This window comes from Ruegeria sp. AM9, assembly GCF_056540565.1.
In genome coordinates this window covers 44,161-60,802 of the sequence record NZ_JBQFWY010000006.1, presented here as the reverse complement: position 1 = coordinate 60,802, position 16,642 = coordinate 44,161, and the positions used below count along the sequence as shown (strand labels likewise).

The following is a 16,642-nucleotide window of genomic DNA, read 5'->3' as shown; positions in this document are numbered from 1 at the left end:
AGATGATGAGACCAGCATTCATTCTGATCGCGGCGGCGGGTTTGTCCGCCTGCACCCCGCCCGATCCGCATTTCAAAAGCTACGAAACGGACCTGCAAGGCAGTTGCGAGGCACTTGTTTCCGCCGAAACCGGGGTGCGGCCAGAGGATGTTTCCGCGATTTCCACCAAGACCGAGCCAACAGGGTCAGTAACAACGATATCTGTTGTCGGTGCGCAGGCGCCGTGGTTGTGTCTGGCGGACCCGTTCGGCGTCATCACCGGTGTTGAATACAGCCAGGAAGGATAGTCGGCATTCGGCGCATGCCGCCCGTTGAGGCAGATCAAGGCCGATACATGCGAAAATCTCTATACTTTGGGTTAAGGAGGAATTCGCCATGTACACTCACATCATGTTCCCCGTTGACCTGCATCTTCCGCCAGAGGTTCGTAAAGCCGCCGATGTCGCGGCCGAGGTTGCCAAGTGGCAGGGCGCGAAGATTACAATTGTGAGCGTGACGGGAAGCCAACCCGGTGATCCGGTTCAGACGGATGCCGCAATCAACGACGACCTGCGCGCCTTCGCTGACCAGCTTGCCACGAACAGCGGGACGGAAGTCGCTTACCTGAATATCCACTCGGTCGATGTTGCAGCTGAGGTCGATGGCGACTTGGCTCGCGCCGCCGAAGAAATCGGTGCCGACCTGATTGTCGCGGGCACCCATGCGCCGAGGATCACCGACTATATCTTTTCAAGCCACGCCGGGTATCTGGCCAATCACGCCAAGGTCTCGGTTTTCGTGGTGCGTTAGAATCAGAGATCTTCCGCTGCGGGCAATTCGGCTTGCAGAAACCGCTCGAACGCATCCAGATTGACCGGTTCGAACTGTCCGAACCCCTGCATCCAGACCGACGCCGCACGCAGGGCGTCGGGTTCCAGCTTGCACCATTTCACCCGGCCGCGCTTTTCCTGACTGATCAGCCCGGCTTTGGTCAGGATGACCAGATGTTTCGAGATCGCCGCCAGCGACATCTCGAACGGTTCGGCCACATCGGTCACGGCCATGTCATCCTCAAGCAGCATCGCCAGAATGGCGCGGCGCGTCGGATCGGCTAGGGCAGCAAATACGGTGTCGAGGTCGTTGGACATGCCTCCGCTGAACCACAGCGCCCAGGTTTGGTCAACCATTTGGTTGAATATGCGGATTCAATACATTTGAACTGTGCCTAAGGAACAAGATGCTGCATTCCTGCATCTCTGTTAGCGAAAACTAATTAAAAAACAGCATCTTAACATGCGGCAATTCGAGCGCTCAACGCCGTTGACTCTGCGCCTTTCCCCCCTTAGCACCGTGCCCAAGACTGTGCGAGGGAAACGCCCGTGACCGATGACGACCAAAAGCAGCGTATGGCGCAGCTGGAGGCCAAGATCGAGGCGGCGAAAAAGGCCAAGGCCCCGAAACCCCGCGCGGACGCTGACGTCTCGGGCGGCGAGCTTGCCTGGAGGATGGTCATCGAAATGGTATCCGGTCTGGGGATCGGATTTGGCATCGGATACGGGCTGGACAGCCTGCTCGGGACAATCCCGATCTTTCTGGTGCTGTTCACATTGCTGGGCCTTGTCGCGGGCGTGAAGGTTATGCTCCGCAGCGCGAAAGAGGTTCAAGATAAACAAGCGGCTGCAGACGCGGCCGAGAAGGACGAGAGGGACTGAACGTGGCAACTGAGACCACCGCAGCAGAAGGCAGCAGCCTGGTATTCCACCCGATGGATCAGTTCATCGTCAAACCTCTGTTTGGTGGTGAGATTGCCTGGTACACGCCGACCAACGTGACCCTGTGGCTGTTCTTCGCAATTGCGGCGATCTTTGGCCTGCTGGTTCTCAGCACCTCGAAACGCGCCATCGTTCCGACCCGGATGCAGTCGATCGCGGAACTGACCTACGGCTTCATCTACAAGATGCTGGAAGACATCTGCGGCAAGGAAGGCGTTAAGTTCTTCCCCTATGTCATGACCCTGTTCATGTTCATCGTCAGCGCGAACTTCCTGGGCCTGATCCCGACCTCGTTCACCACAACGTCGCATTTTGCGGTCACCATACCGCTGGCGCTGGCCGTGTTCCTGACTGTGACCATTCTGGGCTTTGTCAAGAACGGCGCCGCATTCCTAGGCCTGTTCTGGGTTTCCAGCGCGCCGCTGGCGCTGCGTCCGATCCTGGCGATTATCGAGCTGATCTCGTACTTCGTGCGCCCGGTCAGCCACTCCATTCGTCTTGCCGGTAACGTCATGGCAGGCCACGCGGTTATCAAGGTTTTCGCAGGCTTCGCTGCGATTGCCGTGATCTCGCCCGTGTCGGTTCTGGCGATCACCGCAATGTACGGTCTTGAGGTCCTGGTGGCCTTTATCCAGGCCTACGTATTCACCATTCTGACCTGTGTTTATCTGAAAGATGCGCTGCATCCTTCGCACTAAGGTCCGATACCCCAACATCGAAACTTCCAATTCGTAAGGAGATACATCATGGAAGGCGATCTCGCACACATCGGCGCAGGCCTGGCAGCAATCGGTTCCGGCGCAGCCGCAATCGGGGTGGGCAACGTTGCAGGCAACTTCCTGGCCGGCGCCCTGCGCAACCCTTCGGCGGCTGCTTCGCAGACCGCAACCCTGTTTATCGGTATCGCATTCGCAGAAGCGCTGGGCATCTTCGCATTCCTGGTCTCGCTGCTGCTGATGTTCGCCGTCTGATCTGCGGAACCTGATCCTTACGCGCAGGTGGGCCCAAGCCATAGCGGCCCACCTGTTGTAAAGACAACGTTCCGACGGAGGACATCATGGCGACTGAACCCATTAGCGAAGAAGTAGTAGGCGCGTGCGTCGACTCGCATGGCTCTGCCATCGGGATGCCGCAGCTCTGCTTCGATTGGTTCCCCAACCAGATTTTCTGGCTGGTCATCACGCTGGTCGTCATCTTTCTGGTCCTGTCTCGCGTGGCTCTGCCTCGCATCGCGGCAATCCTGGCTGAACGTCAGGGGACCATTACAAATGACCTGGCTGCGGCCGAAGATCTGAAGGCCAAGGCGGTCGAGGCCGAAGAGGCCTATAACAAGGCGCTGGCCGATGCCCGTGCCGAAGCGCAGCGTATCGCTGCCGAAGCACGCGCCGAAATCCAGTCTGGTCTGGATGACGCGATTGCCAAGGCGGACGCGGAAATCGCTGCAAAGGCGGCTGAATCGGAAAAGGCAATTGCCGAAATCCGTGCCGGTGCGCTGGAAAGCATTCAAGTGGTTGCCAAGGATACGGCGGCTGAACTGGTTACCGCACTGGGCGGCGAGGCGGATGCCAAAGCCATCGACAGTGCCGTTGACGCGCAGACGAAAGGATAAGTGACATGCGGAACACTCTTGCCCTTATCCTGACCGTTGGTGCCGCCAGCCCCGCGCTGGCTGCAAGCGGCCCGTTCTTTTCGCTTGGCAACACCGACTTTGTCGTCCTGCTGGGCTTCATCGTCTTCATCGCGGTCCTGTTCTACTTCAAGGTCCCGGGCATGATTGGTGGTGCGCTGGACAACCGTGCCGAAGGCATCAAGTCCGAACTGGACGAAGCCCGCGCCCTGCACGAAGAAGCGCGCAGCCTGCTGGCCTCGTACGAGCGCAAGCAGCGCGAAGTGCAGACGCAGGCGGACGCCATCGTGGCTGCTGCGAAAGACGACGCCGTCCTGGCTGCTGAACAGGCCAAGGCCGATCTGGAAAAATCCATCGCACGCCGTCTGGCGGCTGCGCAGGACCAGATCGCATCGGCCGAGGCTTCGGCGGTCAAGGAAGTTCGTGATCAGGCCATCACCGTAGCTGTTTCGGCGGCCAACGCGGTTCTGGCCAAACAGATGACGGCGGCGCAGGCGAACAAGCTGATCGACTCGGCGATTGCCGACGTGGACGCAAAACTTCACTAAGCTTTGCGCAGTATGAACTTTGTGCGACCCGGTAGATTTCTGCCGGGTTTGCCATTTTTGGGGCAGGCTTTTTGCCCGGAACTACATTCAAATACCCAAAGCTGATCCTAGCCGGTACGGGCCGATCTGTTTCTGCCAGAGAAAAACACGATTACGGCCAGCACGGTAATCCCGATCTCGACCATGAACGTCCAGTGGTTGAGAAACGAGAGTATCCAGTGCGAGTGTGTGGCCTCGACGGTCACGAGCGGGTGGGAAAACTCCGAAAGCGGCCAAAGCCAGGCGATTTCTCCGACGATGGAATCCAGCGCCATATGGACCAGTCCACCGGCCCCAAAGAACGCCACGACACGCCCCGCCGGGGGCCAGCGCCATCCGATGATTAATCCCGCCAACACAACCCCTGCCCACAATACCGGGCGATGTGTGAGGTATGCGTGGTGGTGATGTGCGCGATCATCGATCAGATAGAACCAAAGCATGTCCAGATCCGGTGCGATCGCGCCGAGCATTGCCGCAGCAAAGACGGCTTTGCTGACATTCGGCGTGGCGGCCCGAAAGACCAGATAGGCCCCCGGTAAATGCCCGATGAACATCAGGTCTGACCTGTCTCGTGCTGCAACCGTTGCTGCGCGATGGCTTCGTTGCGCTGCGCTTTCTGATGATCTTCCATGCACCGCTGAACAAACGCCAGATGCCGATGAATAGCGTCGCGCGCACCTTCGGGGTCGCGGGCCTGCAGGGCGGTGTTGATGGCGCGGTGCTGATCCAGAATGGCTCCGCGCGTGGTTTGCTGTTGGAACATGATCTGTCGGTTGTAGAACACGCCCTGCTGCAGCAGTTCGTACATCGATCGCATCATGTGCAGCATTACCACGTTATGGCTGGCCTCGATGATGGCCATGTGGAACTGGGCGTCCAGCTGAGCTTCATCCTCGGTTGCGTTGCGCCCATGGGCGGCCTGCATCTTGTCGAATATAGCCTGCACGACTTTCAGATCGCTGTCTGACCCCAGTCGCGCGGCGCGTTCGGCGGCCAGGCCCTCAAGGTCCTTGCGGAAGGACAGATAGTCGAACACCGCCTCTTCGTGGCTGCCGAACAACCGGACCAATGCCGGGGAAAAGGCCGAACCCAGAACCTCGGCCACATAGATGCCTGATCCGGCTTTGGCAGTCAGCAGACCCTGATCCTGCAGGTTCGAGATCGCCTCGCGCAGCGAAGGCCGCGATACGCCCAGCCGCTCTGCCAGCTCACGCTCTGCCGGAAGTCGTTCGCCCGGCCGCAGGATACCGCGCAGGATCAGCATCTCGATCTGTTTTACCACCGCGATGGACAGCTTTTCGGGCTGGATTTTCTGAAAAGGCATGGGGGTGTTCCGGAATTGGTCAAGTCATATGACCACGTATTCGGGGGCGGTTCAAGGATGCCCGGTCACCGGGTTTTGTTACAATAGGTCAGGATAATTGACTTTGTTGGCTGGGTGCCTAGTCTGCCCGACATAGAGGAGGAGACCGATGTCGACGAAAGACCTGTTTGCCACGCGGACGTCCCGGATGAAGGCGTCCGAGATTCGCGAATTGCTCAAGCTGCTGGATCAGCCGGGGATCATTTCTTTTGCAGGTGGCATTCCCGATCCGGCGCTGTTTCCTGCGGATGGCTTTGCCACGGCGTTCCAGAACGCGTTGGGCCCCAAAAGCCAGGCGCAGGCGCTACAATACTCGGTCAGCGAGGGCTATGTGCCGTTGCGCGAATGGTTGGTCGATCACATGCGCCAGATCGGTGTCGAGTGTGATCTGGACAATATCCTGATCACCTCGGGCTCGCAGCAGGCGCTGGACTACCTGGGCAAGCTCTATCTGTCACCGGGTGACACGGCACTGGTCGGCTGGCCCACCTATCTGGGCGCGCTGGCGGCGTTTAATGCTTATGAACCGCGTTTTGACCGGCTCAGCATCAACGGCAACCGCGGCGATGCGGAGTACAGGGCGGCGGCCGGTGAGGGGGCAGTAAAGTTCGCCTATCTCTCACCGGACTTCGCCAACCCAACCGGAGAGACCGTGGACTTGCGTGGGCGCGAACGCCTGCTGGATCTGGCCGAGGACCTGAACTGCGCGATCATCGAAGACGGCGCCTATCAGGCCCTGCGCTATGAAGGAGAGGCGATCCCGCCGGTTCTGGCGCTGGAACTGGCACGCAAGGGATCGATTGAAAACTGCCGGACGATCTATTGCGGCAGTTTCTCGAAAACCCTGTCTCCGGGATTGCGTGTCGGGTGGGTCGTGGCGGCCAAACCGGTGATCTCGCAACTGGTGCTGATGAAACAGGCCGCCGATCTGCATTCGGCGACGATCAATCAGATGGCCATTAACGAGGTGGCGCGGGCCTGCTTTGACACGCATATCCCGATGCTGCATCGCGTCTACGGGGCCCGCCGAGATGCCATGCTGGACGCGTTGCAACGGCACATGCCGGATGGGGTCGAGTGGACCAAACCCGAGGGCGGCATGTTCATCTGGCTGACACTGCCCAAGGGCATGGTCGGGGCCGATCTGCTGGCACGGGCGCTTGACACGGTCAAGGTCGCCTTTGTCCCCGGTCAGGCGTTCTTTCCGGACGGCTCTGGCGCCAACACGATCCGGTTGAGTTTCTCGAACTCGGATGAGGATACGATCCGTGAAGGCATCCGTCGGTTGGGAGATGTGCTGCGAACCTGAGCCGGGAAAGGTTCTGTTAACTATATTGCGGCAAGGATCGGCGCATGATCCGGTATCTTTCCCTCCTCGTGCTGGCCGCCTGTTCGGCCGGCACGCCTTACTTTCGCGACGTGCCTGCCACCCGTATTTCGGTGAATGGCAGTGTGTTCGACGTGCGCGTGCGGGGAGACCTGGCCGAGGCTGTGCGGATCAACACTCAATACGCCCCGCGTCTGGGTCCGATCCGCGCCCGGGCCGGGTTGGCCATGGCGCAGGTCTCGGGCTGTCCGATTCTGGATGTGCTGGGTGATGCGGCAGTGACGGTGGGCGTGCTGGGCTGCGACCGACAGGCGGGGGAACGGTTGCTGCTGACGGCTGTGTCGACCCCGAATTACGAGTGCGTCGATTACGGCATCTATGAAAACATCGGCAGCGGCCACGGATATCAGGTATTTGAGTGTACGCCCTACTGAGATACGCGTATTCCTGCGTATTTCGGCAAGATATTGTGGATAAGTCGGCCTGATATCCCATATCCTGCGCAACTCCGTTGACTCGACCCCAATCCGTTGCGCAGACTTCCAGCTATAGGAATCACAGGACTTATTGCCTTTGCGCTTCAGCAAACTCAAACTCACCGGCTTCAAAAGCTTTGTCGATCCGACCGATCTGATCATCGCGGACGGGTTGACCGGTGTGGTGGGGCCGAATGGCTGCGGCAAGTCCAACCTTCTGGAAGCGTTGCGCTGGGTGATGGGCGAAAATCGCCCCAAATCCATGCGTGGCGGCGCGATGGAAGATGTGATCTTTGCCGGGGCAGCCACGCGCCCGGCCCGTAATTTTGCCGAAGTGGTCCTGACTATGGACAACTCGGAACGGCTGGCACCTTCGGGGTTCAACGATGCGGATCAGTTGGAAATCGTACGTCGCATCACGCGCGATGTCGGCAGTGCCTACAAGACCAATGGCAAGGACGTGCGGGCGCGCGATGTGCAGATGCTGTTCGCCGATGCCTCGACCGGGGCGCATTCGCCCGCGCTGGTGGGGCAGAACCGCATCGCCGAATTGATCAACGCAAAGCCCCGCGCCCGTCGCCGTATTCTGGAAGAGGCTGCCGGGATTTCTGGCCTGTATCAGCGTCGGCACGAGGCCGAGCTGAAGCTGAAGGGGACCGAGGCCAATCTGACCCGCGTTGATGACGTACTGGAACAGCTTGGTGGTCAGCTGGCGCAACTCGCCCGTCAGGCGCGTCAGGCCGCGCGCTATCGCGAGATTGGCGAACAGTTGCGGCAGGCCGAGGGCATGCTGCTGTACCGGCGCTGGAAAGAGGCCGACATGGCCCGCCAGCAGGCCGAGGAAAAGCTGCGCGACCGCATTACTGAGGCGTCCCGCGCCGAGGCTGAGGCCCGCGCCGCCGCCACAAAACGCGCCGAGATCGAAGAAACCCTGCCGCCGCTGCGCGAAGAAGAGGCCATTGCTGCGGCGGTGTTGCAACGCCAGCAGGTCCAGCGCGATCAACTGTCGGATCAGGACACCCGCGCCCGCCAGACCATTGAAACGCTGACCAACCGCATTCAGCAGTTGGCGCATGATATCGAACGGGAAACAGGTCTGAACCGCGACGCGGGCCAGATGATCGAGCGTTTGGAATGGGAAGCGCGTGAGCTGGCCAAGGCCGCCGAAGGCCACGAAGACAAGGTTGCCGAGGCTGCCGAGATCGCCCACGAGGCCGCCGCGGTTTTGCAGAACCGCGAAGATCATCTGTCGCAGGAAACCGAGGACATGGCACGGCTTGTTGCCCGCCACCAGTCGGCGCAGCGTCTGGTCGAGGACAGCCGCAAGACGTTGGCCCGGTCCGAGGGTGAAGAAGAAAAAGCACGCGCAGCCGTGGATGAGGCGCGCGGTGCCCTGACCCGCGCCAGCGAAGCATTTGAGGCGGCACAAGAGGGCGAAGAAGAAGCCCGCGAGGCCGCCGAAGCCGCCGAAGAAGCGCTGGCCGCCGCCGATGAGTTGCGCAACGACACCCAAGCGCGCGAGGCCGAAGCCCGGGCGCAGCGGTCCGAGGCCGAGGGTGAGCTGGGCGCGATCCGCGCCGAAACCACCGCTCTGGCCAAGCTGGTCGAGCGCGACACCGCCGAGGGTGGGCAGGTGCTGGACCTGCTGCGCGTGGAGCCTGGCTATGAAAAGGCTCTGGGCGCGGCTCTGGCCGACGATCTGCGCGCACCTCTGGTCGAGGGGGATGGCCCCTCGGGCTGGGTGCAGGTTGCGGGCTACGACGCCGACCAGCATCTGCCGGACGGGGTTGAGCCGCTGGCATTGCATGTTTCGGGGCCGGATCGTCTCAGCCGCCGGATTGCGCAGATCGGATTGGTCGATGCGGATCAGGGCGCGCGGCTGCAAGCCTCGTTGAAACCCGGTCAGCGGCTGGTGTCGCGGTCCGGTGACCTGTGGCGTTGGGACGGGTTCCGCGCCTGGGCCGAGGATGCGCCCAGTGCGGCGGCCCTGCGTTTGGAGCAGCTCAACAAGCTTGAGGCGCTGAAACAGGAGCTTGCCCGGACCGAGGCGCAGGCAGAAGGTGCCCGCGCTGCGCATGAGGCACTGTCGCAGCAACTGGCCGACGTGACCGAAGCCGACCGCCGCGCGCGCGAGGCCCGCCGCGCCGCCGATCAACGCATGGCTGAAACCGCGCGTCAGCTCAGCCGCGCCGAGGCCGACCGCAATCTGGCGCAGGGCAAGCTGGAGACCCTGACCCTTGCCGTCGACCGCCACAAGGAAGACGCCATGTCCGCCCGCGCGCAACTGCGCGAGGCTGAGGGCGCGCTGGCCGGTCTGGGTGATCTCGACAGCGCCCGTTCGCAGGTCGAGGATATCAAGCAGACGGTAGAGGCGGCGCGGATCACCATGCTGACTCACCGCTCGACCCATGACGAGCTGCGCCGCGAGGGTGAGGCCCGCACCCGCCGCACGCAGGAGGTGACCAAGGACCTCAGCGGCTGGAAGCACCGCCTGGAGACGGCCGAGAAACGGATTTCCGAATTGGCGGAACGCAAGGAAAGCTCGGAAGAGGAACTGTCCGAAGCCATGGCCGCCCCTGCCGAGATCGCCGAGGCGCGGGAAGAGCTGAACGAACTGATTGAAGCCGCCGAGGCCCGCCGGGCAGAGGCCGCGGACAAGCTGGCCGAGGCCGAAACCCAACAGCGCGAGGCCGTGCTGGCCGAGCGGGATGCGGAACGTCTGGCCTCGGAGGCGCGTGAGACCCGGGCAGCGGCTGAAGCGCGGTGCGATGCGGCCAAGGAAAGCGTATCCGCTGCGGCCGAACGGATTGCCGAAGATCAGCAACTGACGCCGAACCAGTTGCTGAACCAACTGGACGTGAACCCGGATCAGATGCCTGCTGCGGATGCGCTGGAGGCTGAAGTCAACCGCCACAAACGTCAGCGTGATGCGATGGGGGCGGTGAACCTGCGCGCCGAAGAGGACAGCAAGGAAGTTCAGGAAGAGTTTGACACTCTGAACACCGAAAAGGCCGATCTGGAAGAGGCGATCAAGGCGCTGCGCAGCGGCATCGCCAGCCTCAACCGCGAAGGGCGCGAGCGTCTGCTGACCGCGTTCGAGCAGGTGAACTCGAACTTTGCGATGCTGTTCAAACACCTGTTTGGTGGCGGTGAAGCCAATCTCGTCATGGTCGAAAGCGACGATCCGCTGGATGCGGGGCTTGAGATCATGTGCCAGCCGCCGGGCAAGAAGCTGTCGACCCTCAGCCTGTTGTCGGGCGGTGAACAGACCCTGACCGCGACCGCGCTGATCTTTGGCGTCTTCCTCGCCAATCCGGCCCCGATCTGTGTGCTGGATGAGGTCGACGCGCCGCTGGACGACGCTAACGTGACCCGATTCTGCGACCTGCTGGACGAGATGTGCCGCCAGACCGACACGCGGTTCCTGATCATCACCCACCACGCGGTGACGATGGCGCGGATGGACCGGCTGTTCGGCGTGACCATGCAGGAACAGGGCGTCAGCCAACTGGTCTCGGTCGACCTGAAAAAGGCCGAGCAGATGGTGGCCTGACCGCTCACCGCAACGTTATGACCATCTGGCGGCCCCACAGGGTAAGCTGGCCGCATGACCCGATTTCTGATCCTTGCCCTGCTGACCGCCAGCCCGGTCATCGCCGCCGAGTGGCCGACCAAACCCGGAGATGTGCCTCTGACCTCTGAGGAACTGAACGCGTTAGCAGGCCAGACCTTCACCTTCTACGATGACGGTCAGGCTGCTTTCTCGGCCGGCGGGGCCTATTCCTATACCTACGCCAGCGGAGATGCGGCCTTTGGCACGTACTCCATCGCCGAGGACGGCAGCGTCTGCATCGCCTATCGCAACGGGTTTAGCAGGTGCGACTTGTATGTCCGCAGTGGAGAGAGGCTGATCCTGATCGATGAGAAAGGGGATCGGTATCCGGTGCGGCCCGAGTGAACCCGCGAATCCCCGGATCGGTTTCGCCAGTTTTGATCGACGGCTTGGAGCGTTGTCGGCGGGTGCAACATAGTTTTGACATAGTCAAGGTTACACTCCGCCCTATGGATGTGCATGATTTTCAAAAACGAATTGCCGATTTCCTTGTCAGTCAGGCGACCAAAGGCCCCGGCGTAACTGAAGAGGCAGAAGCGCTTCGGCGAGAGCTTGATGTTGCAATTGCCAAGTACGGGGAAACTATTCCGGAATTAAAGCAGTTTGCCACTCAGCTTGATCTGTTGAAAGAAGTGGCGAGCAATCAGGATCTTGCTGACTTGCTCGCTGAACAGGCCATGAGCGAGTACGAGCCGGATCCACCGGTTTTTGACGCCATTTCTGATGGGAATGTTGCAGCTGTTGTCGCGGCGTTGGAGGACTGGGAGATCAATACGGCCCACGGTGAATTTCAGACGACAGCGCTCTATAAAGCTATGTCTTGTATGTTCGGTGTGTCGCTGGATGTCGCGCGTCTGCTGTTGGATCGTGGCGCCGATCCGAATCTCGGGCTGGGGACAAAAACCAATGTTTTGCATGGTCTGGGGTTTGGAAGATGTGATGACGTTGATCCAAATGAGCTGGCCGAGGTGATCAGGCGATGCGTCGTTTTGGGTGCAGATATCGAGCAGCGATCGGAACGCCTGAAATGGACGCCTTTGATCACGGCCGCCTCCGAGTGGAACCCCGTGGCTGTTGAAGCGCTTGTTCTGGCAGGCGCTGATATTCACGCCCGTGCGGGTGACATTTCGGGTGTCTGCTTTGCGGGCGAGACCGCTCGGGCTTTCGCCGAAGGGCACGAGGCAACTGTGGCAGTCTTTGATCGCTACCTGAATCCAGTCTGAGGCGCGTTTCGCATCTTGGTTCCTTTGCAAATTGCAGCAATCGGAACGACAGGCTCGCGGCAGGTTTCGCCTCACAGGTTGTTCAGCAACTCCACGGTCGGCCACGCATCCGCTGGCAACCCAAGCCGCACCTGTTCGGCCTGAACCGCAGCCCGCGTACCAGCCCCAAGAATGCCGTCGATCTGGCCGACATCATAGCCTCGGGCCTGCAACTTGCTCTGCAACTGCTTCATCTGTGCGCCCGACAGGCCCTGCGCCGGGTTGCCCGCGTTGTAGACCTGCGCGCCCTCAAGCCGTGTGCCGAAATAAGCGGCGGTCAGGACGTAGACAAAGCTCTGGTTCCATTCGAAATAGACGTCGAAATTGGGGTAGGCCAGAAAGGCCGGACCGTTGTGCCCCTGCGGCAGGATCAGCGAGGCGGGCAGGTTGGCCAGCGACCCGTTGCGCGCCTGCACGCCCATCGCCCGCCATTCGGACACCGGGCGCGGTTTGCCGGGACCGGACAGCGACCAGTCCATCTGCGCGGGCACCGTGACCTCTTGCAGCCAGGGCTGGCCGGGCTGCCAGCCCAGATGCGACAGCATCTTGGCACCCGACATCAGGGCATCCGGGGCCGAGGTTTTCAGCGAGACCTTGCCATCACCATCCGCATCCACGCCGTTTTCGATAATGTCACGCGGAAGCATCTGCACCATGCCAATCTCTCCGGCCCAGGCGCCGGTGGTGCGGGCGGGGTCGAAATCGCCCTGTTGGTAAAGCTCAATCGCCGCGAAAACCTGCGGGCGGAACAATTCCGGGCGGCGGCAGTCATGCGCCAACGTCACCAGCGCATTGCGGGTGTTGAAATCGCCCTGAAACGCGCCGTAGTCGGTCTCGAACGCCCAGAACGCCAGAAGAACCCCGCGCGAGATGCCGTACTCGGCTTCGATCCTGTTGAACACCGCGTCGTATTTACGTGACATGGCCTGACCGCGATCAATCCTGTTCTGCGAGATCAGGTGGCGGGAAAAGTCGATGAACGGTTTCTGGAACACGCCCTGCGCGCGGTCTGCTTTCAGAACCGCGCCGTCCTGCTGTACGCCCTTGAAGAACGCATTGACGGTGGATTTGTCGAACCCTTGCTGGACGGCCTCGCCCTTCAGACCCTTGACGAAGGAATTGAACCCGCCACCGCATTGGGCCAGAGCGGGCGAGGCGAACAGGGCGGCGGCAACAAGGCCAGAGAGAAAGCGCATGGTGGGTCCTGTCAGAAAATAAAGCTGAGCCCAACCCACACCGACACGAGGCCGAGCGCAAGCCCCCAGACCTTCCACAGCATGTCACATGCGCGAAAAACCTCCGGCGCGCCGATGTCGCGCGGAGCATCGCCGTTGACCCAGGCCAGATCGCGGGCCTGCCCGTCATAGCTGCGCGGGCCGGCAAGGGCGACGTTCAGGGCGCGGGCCATGGCGGTTTCGGGCCACCCGGCATTGGGCGAGATATGGCGGCGCGCATCCGCGATCATCTCTGACCAGCGCGTCCATTGGCCTGACAGTGCCACGATCATCACGCAGGTCAGGCGGGCCGGGATCAGGTTCAGCACATCGTCCAGACGGGCAGCGGCCCAGCCGAAATCTCGGTATTTTTCGGTGCGATAGCCGATCATGCTGTCGGCGGTGTTGACCGCCTTGTAGATCAACAGGCCCGGCAACCCGCCGACCAGAAACCAGAAAACAGGCGCGATGACACCATCGCTGAGGTTTTCCGCAGCACTTTCGATCGCGGACCGGGCCACCTGCGCCTCGGACATGTCGCGCGTGTCGCGTGAGACGATCATGGCGACCTTCGCCCGCCCTTCGGCAAGCGATGCGCGCAGCCCTTCACCCACGTCCCGCACATGGGTCACCAGAGATTTCTGGGCCAGCAGGATGGCGCAGATGATGATCTCAACCACCGGTCCCAACAGGGTCAGCAGCCGCCCGAGAACCAGCGCGCCGCAAATCAGCAGGATCACCACACCGACACCTTTCAATTGCCGCTGCGCCCCATGATTCAGGCGCCGGTCCAGCCAGCCGATGAGGTTACCTGTCATCACCGCCGGATGTTTCACCCGCGACCACAACCAGTCCGGTTCACCCAAAGCGGCGTCCAGACACATGGCGCAGACGAGCAGGAAGGCCGTGCTCACAACGCGGCCTCCAACCTGCTCCAACCGTCTGCGGGGGGCAGGCCAAGCCGCAGGTAGGTTTTGGAATAGGGGAAGATGCGGCTCCAGATATGGGCGCGGGCCAGTCGGTCCTGCCAACCGGCGGCGCTGTCCACCTCATACAGGCGGAACAGGGTGGTGCCGCCCACAAGTGTCGCGCCATTGGTGGTTATCAGATCGTCCAATCGGGCGGCCTCGGCGGTCAGGTGCCGACGGGTGGCGTTGGCCCATTCATCGTCCCGTAACGCGCGTGTTCCGATCCGCAGGGCGGGGCCGGAAACGGCCCAGGGCCCGGTCAGGTCGTTCAGCCGTGCGATCAGGTCGGGTTGGCCGATGGCGAAACCCAGCCGCAATCCGGCCAGGCCCCAGAATTTGCCAAAGCTCTTCAGCACGATCACTCCGGGCCGGGCTGCAAGATGGATCAGCGACGCCTCGGGGCTGACATCGCAAAAGCTCTCGTCAATCACGGTCAGCGGGGCGTTTGCGTCCGCCTCGGTCCAGATCCGCCCGTCGGGGTTGTTCGGGTGCACGATAACGCGGGCCTCGGCCGGAGTGTCGGGCTGTACGGACCAACCCTGTGCGGCAAAGGCGGCGGCGTGTTCGTTATAGGTGGGTGTCGTGATCTGCACCCGGCCCTGTGGCGCCAGCGCCGGGATGCGCGCAATCACAGCCGAGGCGCCGGGCGTGGGCAGGATCGCCGCGCTTTCGGGAACGGACCAGAACCGTCGGGCGGCCTCTGTCAGGTGTTCGAACGCGCCGTGATCGGGCAATTCGGTCCAGTCCGAGGGGATCAGGCCGTTAACCTGATACGGGTGCGGGTTGATCCCGGTGGACAAGTCCATCCATTCGGCGCGGGTTCCGCCATAGCTGGCGATGGCCCCGTCCAGTCCCCCGCCATGATCGCGCGCGGCGCGTGGGTTCAAATTCTCGTTATCGCCTGCCATGGGGTTTCTCGCCGGAATCGCTTGTTTCGGCCTGCTTCAAGCGGATTTTTGCCGTTTATACAAGCAAATCCGCCCGTTCGGAGCCGCCAACTGATGCCGTTAACACTTTGTTAAGGATTAAGCGTGATCACGATTAATGGGGGACGGCACCAGACACCACATCATGGGCCGAGGTTGTTGCGAATGAATGTTTTGATTGTTGAGAGTAACCCCGATCTTGCGCGGGTCTGGAAAAGGCATCTGGAACGGCACGGCGCCGAAGTGACGCTGGTGCCGGGGCAAGAGGCCGCGATTCTTGCGCTCTATGGCCAGGATTTCGATATCATCGTGCTGGATCTGGTTCTGGAAACCGGCAGCGCGCTGGCGGTGGCCGATTTCGCCAGCTACCGTCGCCCCGAGGCACGGGTGATCTTTGTCACCAACACCACATTTTTCTCGGACGGGTCGATCTTTGCCCATAGCCCCAACGCCTGCGCCTATGTGCAAAGCGCAACGCCGCCAGAGGATCTGGCGGCGATGGTCGAACATTACGCCGCGGGCCGCTGATCGCGCCTGTGCGGTTCCAGATAATCCAGAACAGGGTTCACCGGGATGATCCGGTGCGGGTTTATCGTGTCGTGGCTAAAGTGATAGTGGCGCACGATATGGCTCATGTTCACGGTCCCCGCGACACCCGGCCACTGATACAACTCGCGGGTATAGGCCCATAGGTTCGGGTAATCGACCAGCCGCTGGCGGTTGCATTTGAAGTGCAGGTGGTAGACCGGGTCAAACCGGATCAGGGTGGTAAACAGGCGCCAGTCGGCCTCGGTCACGCGGTCGCCCATCAGGTAGCGATTTCGGTACAGGCGGTCGTCGAGCCAGTCCAGCGTGTCGAACAGCGGGGTTACGGCTGCGTCATAGGCCTGCTGGGTGGTGGCAAAGCCCGCCTTGTAGACGCCGTTATTGACGTCGGAATAGATGCGCCCGTTGACCTCTTCGATCTCGTCCCGCATCGCTTTGGGCCAATAGTCGTCGGTGTTGCCGGTGATCCCGTCAAAGGCCGCGTTGAACATGCGGATGATTTCCGAGCTTTCGTTGGAAACGATGGTCTCTTGCCGTTTGTCCCACAGGATCGGCACGGTGACACGGCCTGTGTAACTGGGGTCGGCCTTGGTATAAATCTGATGCGCGAAGTCGAAGCCATAGAGCGTATCCCCGGTCGCACCGTAATCATCCGTTTCGAAGGTCCAACCCTTGTCCAGCATATCAGGATGCACAACCGAGACCGAGATCAGGTCGCTCAGCCCCTTCAATTCGCGAAAGATCAGCGTGCGGTGTGCCCAAGGGCAGGCGTGGCTGACATAGAGGTGATAGCGATCGGGTTCCGCCTTGAAACCGCCCTTGCCGGACGGCCGTGCGCTGCCATCGGCGGTCAGCCAGTTGCGAAACTGCGCGGCGCTGCGTTTGAAGGCGCCGCCGGTGGATTTGGTGTCATACCAGGTGTCGTGCCATTTGCCGTCGACCAACAGGCCCATTGCGCATCCTCCGCTTATACGTTTCG

Annotated in this window: 20 protein-coding genes; 13 read left to right on the top strand and 7 right to left on the bottom strand. The window is 61.4% G+C overall.

The genetic code is table 11. The features are described from left to right. Positions 1–5: 5 nt before the first annotated feature. Both ACR0DO_RS12125 and ACR0DO_RS12120 read left to right on the top strand, forming a co-directional pair. Positions 6–287 (top strand): hypothetical protein, encoded by a 282-nt coding sequence (locus ACR0DO_RS12125; RefSeq protein ID WP_480559033.1) that lies wholly within the window; start codon positions 6–8, stop codon positions 285–287. 88 nt (positions 288–375) lie between these two features. Beyond that, positions 376–789 carry a universal stress protein gene (locus ACR0DO_RS12120; RefSeq protein ID WP_170447949.1) on the top strand — a complete coding sequence of 138 codons (414 nt, stop codon included), beginning with the start codon at positions 376–378 and terminating at the stop codon, positions 787–789. Between the two features lie 2 nt (positions 790–791). On the opposite strand, the gene ACR0DO_RS12115 is transcribed toward ACR0DO_RS12120, so the two are convergent. Further along, positions 792–1,127, bottom strand: a complete 336-nt coding sequence (locus ACR0DO_RS12115; RefSeq protein ID WP_480559239.1) for an ArsR/SmtB family transcription factor — start codon at positions 1,125–1,127, stop codon at positions 792–794. A 231-nt stretch (positions 1,128–1,358) separates the two neighbouring features. Here ACR0DO_RS12115 and ACR0DO_RS12110 point away from each other — a divergent pair, with 231 nt between their 5' ends. The 5 genes from ACR0DO_RS12110 to ACR0DO_RS12090 all read left to right on the top strand — a co-directional run bounded on the left by ACR0DO_RS12110 (position 1,359) and on the right by ACR0DO_RS12090 (position 3,926). After that, positions 1,359–1,691, top strand: a complete 333-nt coding sequence (locus ACR0DO_RS12110) for an AtpZ/AtpI family protein (protein ID WP_170447951.1) — start codon at positions 1,359–1,361, stop codon at positions 1,689–1,691. Positions 1,692–1,693: 2 nt separating this feature from the next. Next, the gene (locus tag ACR0DO_RS12105; protein WP_170447953.1) at positions 1,694–2,449 is read left to right on the top strand and encodes a F0F1 ATP synthase subunit A; all 756 of its coding nucleotides are present in this window, start codon (positions 1,694–1,696) and stop codon (positions 2,447–2,449) included. A gap of 48 nt (positions 2,450–2,497) precedes the next feature. Next, positions 2,498–2,722 carry a F0F1 ATP synthase subunit C gene (locus tag ACR0DO_RS12100; RefSeq protein WP_005981269.1) on the top strand — a complete coding sequence of 75 codons (225 nt, stop codon included), beginning with the start codon at positions 2,498–2,500 and terminating at the stop codon, positions 2,720–2,722. Positions 2,723–2,808: 86 nt separating this feature from the next. Next, a complete protein-coding gene (locus tag ACR0DO_RS12095) occupies positions 2,809–3,360 on the top strand; it encodes a F0F1 ATP synthase subunit B' (protein ID WP_480559030.1) in 552 nt (183 codons plus the stop codon). Positions 3,361–3,365: 5 nt separating this feature from the next. Further along, positions 3,366–3,926 (top strand): F0F1 ATP synthase subunit B, encoded by a 561-nt coding sequence (locus ACR0DO_RS12090; protein ID WP_480559028.1) that lies wholly within the window; start codon positions 3,366–3,368, stop codon positions 3,924–3,926. A 107-nt stretch (positions 3,927–4,033) separates the two neighbouring features. Here ACR0DO_RS12090 and ACR0DO_RS12085 read toward each other — a convergent pair whose 3' ends face one another. Beyond that, on the bottom strand, positions 4,034–4,522 hold the full coding sequence (locus ACR0DO_RS12085) for a metal-dependent hydrolase (protein ID WP_480559026.1): 489 nt from the start codon (positions 4,520–4,522) through the stop codon (positions 4,034–4,036). Beyond that, the gene (locus ACR0DO_RS12080) at positions 4,522–5,292 is read right to left on the bottom strand and encodes an FCD domain-containing protein (RefSeq protein WP_480559025.1); all 771 of its coding nucleotides are present in this window, start codon (positions 5,290–5,292) and stop codon (positions 4,522–4,524) included. The genes ACR0DO_RS12085 and ACR0DO_RS12080 overlap by 1 nt, the downstream gene beginning before the upstream one ends. Positions 5,293–5,440: 148 nt before the next feature. On the opposite strand from ACR0DO_RS12080, the gene ACR0DO_RS12075 reads away from it, so the two are divergent. From ACR0DO_RS12075 to ACR0DO_RS12055, 5 genes are all read left to right on the top strand, one after another. Next, a complete protein-coding gene (locus tag ACR0DO_RS12075) occupies positions 5,441–6,640 on the top strand; it encodes an aminotransferase-like domain-containing protein (RefSeq protein ID WP_480559023.1) in 1,200 nt (399 codons plus the stop codon). Positions 6,641–6,684: 44 nt separating this feature from the next. Further along, positions 6,685–7,092, top strand: coding sequence for a hypothetical protein (locus tag ACR0DO_RS12070; protein WP_480559021.1), 408 nt, complete (start codon positions 6,685–6,687; stop codon positions 7,090–7,092). Between the two features lie 139 nt (positions 7,093–7,231). Next, positions 7,232–10,687, top strand: a complete 3,456-nt coding sequence (locus tag ACR0DO_RS12065) for a chromosome segregation SMC family protein (protein WP_480559019.1) — start codon at positions 7,232–7,234, stop codon at positions 10,685–10,687. 54 nt (positions 10,688–10,741) lie between these two features. Beyond that, positions 10,742–11,092, top strand: coding sequence for a hypothetical protein (locus ACR0DO_RS12060; RefSeq protein ID WP_480559017.1), 351 nt, complete (start codon positions 10,742–10,744; stop codon positions 11,090–11,092). Positions 11,093–11,196: 104 nt separating this feature from the next. Then, entirely contained in the window at positions 11,197–11,970 is a 774-nt protein-coding gene (locus ACR0DO_RS12055) for a hypothetical protein (protein WP_480559015.1), read from the top strand. Between the two features lie 71 nt (positions 11,971–12,041). On the opposite strand, the gene ACR0DO_RS12050 is transcribed toward ACR0DO_RS12055, so the two are convergent. The 3 genes from ACR0DO_RS12050 to cobD are packed head-to-tail and all read right to left on the bottom strand — an operon-like array spanning position 12,042 to position 15,099. Next, positions 12,042–13,205, bottom strand: a complete 1,164-nt coding sequence (locus ACR0DO_RS12050; RefSeq protein ID WP_480559013.1) for a lytic murein transglycosylase — start codon at positions 13,203–13,205, stop codon at positions 12,042–12,044. Between the two features lie 11 nt (positions 13,206–13,216). Beyond that, the gene (cbiB, locus tag ACR0DO_RS12045) at positions 13,217–14,137 is read right to left on the bottom strand and encodes an adenosylcobinamide-phosphate synthase CbiB (RefSeq protein ID WP_480559011.1); all 921 of its coding nucleotides are present in this window, start codon (positions 14,135–14,137) and stop codon (positions 13,217–13,219) included. Further along, positions 14,134–15,099 carry a threonine-phosphate decarboxylase CobD gene (cobD, locus tag ACR0DO_RS12040; protein ID WP_480559009.1) on the bottom strand — a complete coding sequence of 322 codons (966 nt, stop codon included), beginning with the start codon at positions 15,097–15,099 and terminating at the stop codon, positions 14,134–14,136. Before cobD ends, cbiB begins: the two co-directional genes overlap by 4 nt. Before the next feature lie 183 nt (positions 15,100–15,282). Here cobD and ACR0DO_RS12035 point away from each other — a divergent pair, with 183 nt between their 5' ends. Then, positions 15,283–15,645 carry a response regulator gene (locus tag ACR0DO_RS12035; protein ID WP_170447988.1) on the top strand — a complete coding sequence of 121 codons (363 nt, stop codon included), beginning with the start codon at positions 15,283–15,285 and terminating at the stop codon, positions 15,643–15,645. Here ACR0DO_RS12035 and ACR0DO_RS12030 read toward each other — a convergent pair. Beyond that, on the bottom strand, positions 15,627–16,616 hold the full coding sequence (locus tag ACR0DO_RS12030; RefSeq protein WP_480559007.1) for a glutathione S-transferase family protein: 990 nt from the start codon (positions 16,614–16,616) through the stop codon (positions 15,627–15,629). The genes ACR0DO_RS12035 and ACR0DO_RS12030 overlap by 19 nt on opposite strands. Positions 16,617–16,642: the final 26 nt, after the last annotated feature.

Coding starts and splice junctions, on each gene's coding strand:
- ACR0DO_RS12125 (WP_480559033.1), top strand. CDS start 6: ATGAGACCAGCATTCATTCTGATCGCGGCGGCGGGTTTGTCCGCCTGC.
- ACR0DO_RS12120 (WP_170447949.1), top strand. CDS start 376: ATGTACACTCACATCATGTTCCCCGTTGACCTGCATCTTCCGCCAGAG.
- ACR0DO_RS12115 (WP_480559239.1), bottom strand. CDS start 1,127: ATGTCCAACGACCTCGACACCGTATTTGCTGCCCTAGCCGATCCGACG.
- ACR0DO_RS12100 (WP_005981269.1), top strand. CDS start 2,498: ATGGAAGGCGATCTCGCACACATCGGCGCAGGCCTGGCAGCAATCGGT.
- ACR0DO_RS12095 (WP_480559030.1), top strand. CDS start 2,809: ATGGCGACTGAACCCATTAGCGAAGAAGTAGTAGGCGCGTGCGTCGAC.
- ACR0DO_RS12090 (WP_480559028.1), top strand. CDS start 3,366: ATGCGGAACACTCTTGCCCTTATCCTGACCGTTGGTGCCGCCAGCCCC.
- ACR0DO_RS12085 (WP_480559026.1), bottom strand. CDS start 4,522: ATGTTCATCGGGCATTTACCGGGGGCCTATCTGGTCTTTCGGGCCGCC.
- ACR0DO_RS12080 (WP_480559025.1), bottom strand. CDS start 5,292: ATGCCTTTTCAGAAAATCCAGCCCGAAAAGCTGTCCATCGCGGTGGTA.
- ACR0DO_RS12075 (WP_480559023.1), top strand. CDS start 5,441: ATGTCGACGAAAGACCTGTTTGCCACGCGGACGTCCCGGATGAAGGCG.
- ACR0DO_RS12070 (WP_480559021.1), top strand. CDS start 6,685: ATGATCCGGTATCTTTCCCTCCTCGTGCTGGCCGCCTGTTCGGCCGGC.
- ACR0DO_RS12060 (WP_480559017.1), top strand. CDS start 10,742: ATGACCCGATTTCTGATCCTTGCCCTGCTGACCGCCAGCCCGGTCATC.
- ACR0DO_RS12055 (WP_480559015.1), top strand. CDS start 11,197: ATGGATGTGCATGATTTTCAAAAACGAATTGCCGATTTCCTTGTCAGT.
- ACR0DO_RS12050 (WP_480559013.1), bottom strand. CDS start 13,205: ATGCGCTTTCTCTCTGGCCTTGTTGCCGCCGCCCTGTTCGCCTCGCCC.
- cobD (WP_480559009.1), bottom strand. CDS start 15,099: ATGGCAGGCGATAACGAGAATTTGAACCCACGCGCCGCGCGCGATCAT.
- ACR0DO_RS12035 (WP_170447988.1), top strand. CDS start 15,283: ATGAATGTTTTGATTGTTGAGAGTAACCCCGATCTTGCGCGGGTCTGG.
- ACR0DO_RS12030 (WP_480559007.1), bottom strand. CDS start 16,616: ATGGGCCTGTTGGTCGACGGCAAATGGCACGACACCTGGTATGACACC.